A 7,344-nucleotide genomic window follows, 5' to 3' on the forward strand; every position below is an offset into this window, starting at 1 on the left:
AGGCTTTATACCTTTATTTTTCGGTAATATTTCATTGTAGGGGTTTAGTTGACAAATCCCATTTTTGCTTGGGGAAAGGAGACCAAACCCCTACAGTTTTTTTCACAAATCGTTGAGGATGAGTAGAAATATGGATTTATGGAGAAGTTATTATAGGCAGGACTTACGCATGCTTAACCTTTAAAACGCCAGATGTAGGGGCGAATGGCATTCGCCCTCACTTGATTTAGTTTCCATGGGTAATATCATGTCCGGATAAGAGCGTGATAGAACTCCGTTCCGCTGACGCGACCAAAAAACTTTCTTCTTTTTATACTTTCTTTCTTCTCTCTTCCCTCCTGAGGACTGTCTCCTGATGACTGAGGACTCCCTCATTTATTTATAACTATTCAACCGGACATGATATAAGTCCTGATAGAAATAGTTGTGGGGAGGGATTTCAATTCTTAGTTGTGCATTGTGATAATAGCAGTTATCAGATCAAATCTGCTGGCAATGAAAGTATTATCAGAAACCGGGTTTGTGGGAGTGTAGATGTTATACAATGGGGTATTTAAAACAAACCCGGTTTCTACGCTTTTTTATACCAATACTACCGGATTTTATCTACAAGCAAGATGCTTGTGTTACACTGAAAAGAAATAATTATTATGCAAATAAATTCTTAAGTTCTTCCTTGCATTTATCCTCAAATTCAGGTTGAGTAATTATACCATTTTTTAGGTCTGCAAAAATAGTTGATAAAATCTTATTTTGCTGCTGTAACTTTGACTCGAATTTACTTTCAAATTCAGCTTCAGTAATTGCACCTTCTTTTAATTCTTTACTAATATCTTTGAGAAACTTCTTTTGTTTACTTTTGAGTGAACGAAATAGCCAAGGTGCAAGAAATTCTGATTGAATTTCTTGCCATATTCCTAGCTGATTTATCTGAGCATCAGCTTCTGCCAAAAACAACATAATTGCAATTTCTCTAGGACATTCACTAATATAATCATAATAAATTCGAGCCAAACCTTCTTGTACTAAAATGTGCTGAACAAAAGTACCATCTAGTAAATAAACTTCTCCAAAACAACGAGGCGATCGCCCTGGTCGTTTTTCTTCTCCAGTAATTTTAACTTTTACTTGATTACCACTTTTTTCTACTAATTCTTGGAGTCGATCTTTGCCTTTTTCTCCCCATTCAAATTGACTACGATATAGTTGATTTTCATTTTTACGATTCATTTTTTCTACTTGTGAATCTCCCCATCCTTTAGGAGTTTCTGGAGTATCAATATAAGCGAAACGGACGGTAATTTCTGCATCTGAATCATTAGCAACAACATCAAAAGTGTCGGCATCTGATACTTTCTTGACTGTGTAAGTTTTCAGGGAATCAAAATATGATGGAGGAGGTAGTTGAACCTGACCTATGTGAGTCAAAATATTGTTGATTATTTCTTTCATTGATAATTCAAAATTGCTAGATATTTACTAATTAATAATTGATAATTAATCGAATATAGGTTTAATAATATTTCCTGATATTCAATTCCGTTAAAGTTTTACATGAGGTAATTATCTATTATCAATTAATGAATCATAATACCATAAATAAACTGGCTATTTATAGTTAAGATGTAATCAGATTTACAGCTGATAACTGGTAACTGATAACTAATAACTGAAATGACCCATTTAGTTACAGTCAAAATATTACTTTTGAATTTTGACTTTTGAATTTTGACTTGATCGAGTTAAATTCTCAACTCCGCATCCCTTGGGGGTTGGGTTTGCAGACCAAACCCCTACAGTTTTTTCTCATCATTTACAGGACTTACCGAAAAATAAAGGTATAAAGCCTCTCCATTCATGGAGAAAACAGAAAAAAAATTCCTTTTAGCCAATCCTCTCCCTTTTAGGGAGAGGTAATTATTAATTATTAATTATTAATTATTAATTATTGAAGCATAGCCACTATATATAGTAGTGGTTAACGGCCGTTAACCCCTACAGGTGGTGTATATTTTCATGTTTTGCGTAAGTCCTGATTTAGTATTGCTATAGCTATTTGTCGTTAAAATGTAATCATATTTTCCCACTTATATCATGTTCGGTAGAACAGTTGTAATTAGTCTTGTAGTAAAGCTCTAGCCATAATACTAATATTCTAAAGGCTAGAGCTTTACTACAAACAACAACTTTATAGTAAGTAATTATCCGAAGATGATATTAATCATAGTCAAAAGTAATATTTTGACTTTTGACTTTTGACTTTTTAATTTTGACTTGATAAAATGTTTACCAATTTTTTCATCAAAAGACCAGTATTTGCCTCAGTGTGTTCCCTACTAATTATCTTAGTCGGATTAGTCGGTTATATCAACTTACCAGTACAAGAATTTCCCAGCATCGACCCCCCATTGGTCAGCGTACGAACTAACTACCCAGGGGCAAACCCAGAAGTAGTAGAAACAGAAGTAACAGAAATTCTGGAAGCAGAAATTAATGGTGTTGAAGGTGTCAAAACTCTGACATCGACTACTAGGGAAGGTTCGAGTTCGATAAACGTTGAATTTGAACTGAGTCGCGATATCGAAGCAGCAGCTCAAGATGTTCGTAGTCGTGTCTCCCGCGCCATGAGAAGACTTCCCGATGAAGTTGATGCTCCAGTAGTTTCTAAACGAAGTAGCGATGAAGAAAGAATTATTTGGCTGGCTTTAACCGGGGAAAAATATTCACCGTTGGAGTTAAGTAACTATGCAGATAAATTTCTCAAAAATGTCTTAGAAACTGTTGATGGCGTAGGTAGTATTTTAATTGGTGGCGAACGTCGCTACGCCATGCGACTATGGTTAAACCCTAGAAAAATGGCTGCTCGAAATATTACTGCTTTAGATGTGGAAGCAGCTCTCAGACAACAAAACGTAGAAATTCCCAGTGGCAGAATAGAAGGAAAATCTACAGAATATCCGATTCGTACTGTTGGTCGTCTGCAAACCCCCGAAGCTTATGAAAACCTGATTATTAGACGAAATGATGATACTTCCCAAACAAGATTAAGAGATATTGGTAGAGCAGAAATTGGAGCAGAGAGCGATCGCACAATTGCCCGTTATAATGGTAAACCAGCAATAGGTCTGGGAATTAGTAAAATTTCTGGGTCAAATATTATGGAAGTTGCCACAGGTGTCAAAACTAAGATGGAAGAATTATCTAAAGATTTTCCAGAGGGAATGGAATATTACGTCAGTGTTGACTACTCAACATTTGTCGAAACTGCCATCAATGAAGTCTGGAAAAGTTTGCTATTAGCAATTTTGTTAGTTGTCTTAGTTATCTATGTATTTCTGAGAGATTGGCGAGCAACTCTTATCCCCACCATTACAATTCCTGTTTCTCTAATTGGCGCTTTTGGGGTAATGTTTTTTATGGGATTTTCCATCAACACTCTCACCCTATTTGCTCTGACACTCTCAACAGGTTTAGTGGTAGATGACGCCATTGTTGTCTTAGAAAATATTGTCCGGTATATTCAAGAAGAAGGCAAAACTCCTATGCAAGCAGCAATCTTAGGAGTCCGGGAAGTAGTCTTTGCTGTCATTGCCACAACAGTTGTCTTAATTGCAGTATTTCTACCTGTGGGATTTTCTGGTGGAAGTTCAGGGCGAATATTTAATGAATTTGCCCTAACTCTTGCAGTATCAGTAGTATTTTCCACCTTCGTTGCTTTGACTCTTGCACCATCATTGTCAGGGCGAATTCTCAAAAAACATGAACCAGGAGAAAAAAGAAATATTATCTCCCGCGTACTTGCCATTCCCTTAGATTTATTTGATTATGCTCTCAATCAAATTTCAGTAATATACGATCGCTCATTACGTCTGTTGATGAGAGTCAAACCATTAATAATTTTAGGATTTGTCCTATCTTTGTGGGTAATAGTTTGGCTATTCCAACAACTGCCACAAGGATTTTTGCCAACAGAAGACCGGGGACGGGTATTCGTTTCTGTCTCTGCACCAGAAGGGGTAAGTGTTGAATATACCAATAATGTCATGCTTCAGGTAGAAGATAAACTGGCTAAAGTTCCAGAAATGAGAGGTTATTTCACTCTTACCGGATTCGGTAGGTCTCCCCAAGCTAACCGAGCTTTTGCTTTCACCAACCTGAAACCTTGGTCAGAACGCACAAAACCAGAGCAAGCACAACAAGAAGTTGTCAAACGCTTATTTGGAGCATTTGCACCTATTACAGATGCACGAGTATTTCCAATTAATCCAGGTTCGTTACCAGGTACAGGCCGTAGTCGCCCGGTGCAGTTTGTTTTGCAGGGAAATGATTTTCAAGAGTTAGCGCGAGTATCCCAAGAATTTAGTAATGAGGCGCAACAGTTACCCCAACTAGGTAATATTGACACAGACTTGAAAATTAATAAACCTGAGATAGTAGTAGAAATAAATCGTTCTCAAGCTGCTAATTTAGGAATATCGGTAGAGGATATTGCTCAGACATTACAAATCATGATGGGAGGGGAAGATATTACCAACTTTAACCAAGGAAACCAACGTTATGATGTAATTGTGCGAGCTGAGTCAGAGTTTCGGAATAATCTCCAAGATATTGACGACTTATATGTGCGAACCCAACAAGGGGAAATGATACCTTTGAGTAATGTAGTGACTGTGAAGACAAGCACAACTCCTCCTGAGATTAACCATTTTAACCGCTTTCGTTCGGCAACAATTACAGGAAGTCCGGCACCAGGAGTTAGTTTGGGTGATGCGTTGCAGGCGTTATATGATTTGGCAGACAGAATGTTGCCTGCTGATATGCGGACAGCGCTCAAAGGGCAGTCAGCACAGTTTCGAGATGCTGGTCAAGCAACGGTATATATTTTTGGGTTGGCATTGATTTTTATTTTCTTGACCTTGGCAGCTCAGTTTGAGAGTTATGTTGACCCGGTGGTGATTTTGTTAGCGGTTCCGTTGTCATTGTTGGGTGCTTTTGGAGCATTGTGGTTAGCGCAGTTGGAGATTAATGTTTATAGTCGTATTGGGTTAATTATGTTAATTGGTTTAGCAACTAAGAATTCAATTTTGATTGTAGAATTTGCTAACCAGTTGTTAGCAGAGGGAATGTCTATTACAAAAGCTGCTGTTGAAGCATCGCGGTTACGTTTTCGTCCGATTTTAATGACGGCGTTTTCGACTATTTTCGGCGTTATGCCATTAGCTTTTGCTTCTGGTGCGGGTGCTGCTAGTCGGGTTTCTATTGGGATGTCCGTTATGGGTGGAATGTTGGTGTCTACGATTTTGAGTTTGTATGTAGTGCCAGTATTTTATGTAATGGCAAAAGGTTTGCAGTCTAGTTTATTTCGTAAGTTTGCTCAAGACATGGCAGAGGGTTATGAAATGGATGCAGCTTTTGAAGAGAATGGTTATGTTAACGGCAATGGAAATGGTAATAGTCATGTTAATGGTAACGGTAATGGGAAAAATGGTTATAGTGACAGTAAGTCTGAGGATGGTGTAGAAACAGTTAGACGAGGATAGTTTTTTTGTTAGAGGCGATCAAACCATAAAGTAGGGAAGTTCCATGGAACTTCCCTACAGAGTCATCATTTTTTTATGTAGTTCATTAACCTAAAAACTTTTGTAGTAAACCAACACAGCTAAAATGGTGCAATAGTAGGGGCGGGTTTTAGCTAAAATTTTAATGCTTACTCTAAGATTTACACCGAACCGCCCTAATGCACACCCATTAGTTCTGTCAGTCCATCAGAAACAACAAATACAATTATACCAGAAATAGAGATTAATGATCCATCAAGATTTACTCCTAGTGCTGAACCATTGTCTGTTCCAATTACAGAGGTAAATAATTCAGATAATATAATTCTACCTGAAAATTTACTAATTGATGAACCAACACTAGATATTTTTACAGATGAAACAGATGAATCGGTAGATCCTTTAACTGGCGAGGCAACGATTAATCAAGCTGTAATTGTTGATGCCCAGGAGGACGAGGGTCCAAATATTGTTACTGATGCAACTATACAAGCCAGCAACATTTTTTCAGATGCCTGGAATAGAATTCAGAATGTAGGTCAAGGAATTCAGAACACAGCTCAAGATATAGGTAATTTCTTATTTACTCCTGACCCCATTCCTAGAGCTGCTGCCCCATACTGGCTATTTAGCCAATCAAATCTGTGACAATCATGCCCAAGAAGCGCTACTTAGGAGTAATTTGTCGGACTTAACTTATGATCGCCCGGAGTTTTCAAAATTCAACCAAGTTTTTGATTTATTTGGGTTTGGGTTAATGGTTAGAGCTATGCTGCTAGTTAGAACTTATCCGCTGAGTCGGTTTGAATCTGAAGGTGCATTTAAGCGACGGTTAGGCTTTGGTCAAGAGGAAAGGTCAAGCGGTCAAGTTGAAAGCTTTAGTAGTTCAGGCTCAAGCCTAGCAAAATCCGAACTCTATAATTGGAGTCGGACGTCGGTAGGTAAGAAACGATTAATCTCCCAGGTTGGCTTAGAAATCCAGGCCAAGTTTGAAGAATATAAGGCTAAATTGAATAGTAAATCTGAAGGCCAAGAAAAAGAACAAACTGGAAAGTTTACCAACTTAGTCCATTCTCGAACTGTGGCCTTTATGTTGAGGCGGTTATTTCCTCTGCTGAAGTCTCACTGTATTGATTAAAAAACTAATTTGACTTTGTCAAGGAATAATTGATTCAGCTTCTGTAGTATTTTTACAGAGAAAAACAAGGTTAAGTCAAAAAAATTAGGAGATAATAAAAAAGATGATTGTAACTACAACTGATCGAATTGAAGGCACTGAAGTTCAAGAATATTTAGGAATTGTTACTGCTGAAGTAGTTTATGGTAGTAATGCTCTGAGAGATTTTTTTGCTGGAATTAGAGATATTATTGGAGGTCGTACTGGTAGTTATGAAGAAGTGTTTAAAAAGGGTCAGGAAGATGCGATCGCTGAACTGGAAAAGCGTGCTAGACGTATGGGTGCTGATGGAGTTGTGGGAATAGAAATAGATACAGGCACTATTAATGTGGATGAAAAAGGTGCATTGCTATTAATCACGGCAAGTGGAACAGCAGTCAAGTTGGTATAAGTCTTATCAGCTTAAGCGAGTGAAGTAGGGAACAGAAAACTTTGTTTGCAGTAGGTTCTCCTGATGTAACAGTAAATGCCGAAATACTCGAAAGTATTTCGGTCTTATAGAAGCCCTAAGCGTATCTTGGGAAAGTTGCGAGTTTTTGGCTCAGTCCTCAGTCCTCGTAGGGGCGTTTTCCTGACGGAATGCTCCGCAAACATGTCGCTCCGCGAAAC

At 37.9% G+C, this 7,344-nt stretch carries 5 protein-coding genes; 4 read left to right on the forward strand and 1 reads right to left on the reverse strand.

Annotated features, from left to right (window positions below):
- Nucleotides 1–648: 648 nt before the first annotated feature.
- Nucleotides 649–1,452: a thermonuclease family protein gene (locus tag AFK68_RS18215; RefSeq protein ID WP_094673990.1), complete on the reverse strand. Its 804-nt coding sequence runs from the start codon at nucleotides 1,450–1,452 to the stop codon at nucleotides 649–651.
- 830 nt (nucleotides 1,453–2,282) lie between these two features.
- On the opposite strand from AFK68_RS18215, the gene AFK68_RS18220 reads away from it, so the two are divergent.
- The 4 genes from AFK68_RS18220 (at nucleotide 2,283) to AFK68_RS18235 (ending at nucleotide 7,126) form a co-directional block, all read left to right on the forward strand.
- The gene (locus AFK68_RS18220) at nucleotides 2,283–5,540 is read left to right on the forward strand and encodes an efflux RND transporter permease subunit (protein WP_094673991.1); all 3,258 of its coding nucleotides are present in this window, start codon (nucleotides 2,283–2,285) and stop codon (nucleotides 5,538–5,540) included.
- Between the two features lie 300 nt (nucleotides 5,541–5,840).
- Complete coding sequence (locus tag AFK68_RS18225) at nucleotides 5,841–6,206, forward strand: hypothetical protein (protein WP_094673992.1); 366 nt, start codon at nucleotides 5,841–5,843, stop codon at nucleotides 6,204–6,206.
- 34 nt (nucleotides 6,207–6,240) lie between these two features.
- Complete coding sequence (locus AFK68_RS18230) at nucleotides 6,241–6,696, forward strand: transposase (RefSeq protein WP_094673993.1); 456 nt, start codon at nucleotides 6,241–6,243, stop codon at nucleotides 6,694–6,696.
- Between the two features lie 103 nt (nucleotides 6,697–6,799).
- Entirely contained in the window at nucleotides 6,800–7,126 is a 327-nt protein-coding gene (locus tag AFK68_RS18235) for a YbjQ family protein (RefSeq protein WP_094673994.1), read from the forward strand.
- Nucleotides 7,127–7,344 lie beyond the last annotated feature (218 nt).

Origin of the sequence: Hydrocoleum sp. CS-953, assembly GCF_002260545.1 — a bacterium.
Classification (GTDB): Bacteria; Cyanobacteriota; Cyanobacteriia; order Cyanobacteriales; family Microcoleaceae; genus Trichodesmium.

Coding starts and splice junctions, on each gene's coding strand:
- AFK68_RS18215 (WP_094673990.1), bottom strand. CDS start 1,452: ATGAAAGAAATAATCAACAATATTTTGACTCACATAGGTCAGGTTCAA.
- AFK68_RS18220 (WP_094673991.1), top strand. CDS start 2,283: ATGTTTACCAATTTTTTCATCAAAAGACCAGTATTTGCCTCAGTGTGT.
- AFK68_RS18235 (WP_094673994.1), top strand. CDS start 6,800: ATGATTGTAACTACAACTGATCGAATTGAAGGCACTGAAGTTCAAGAA.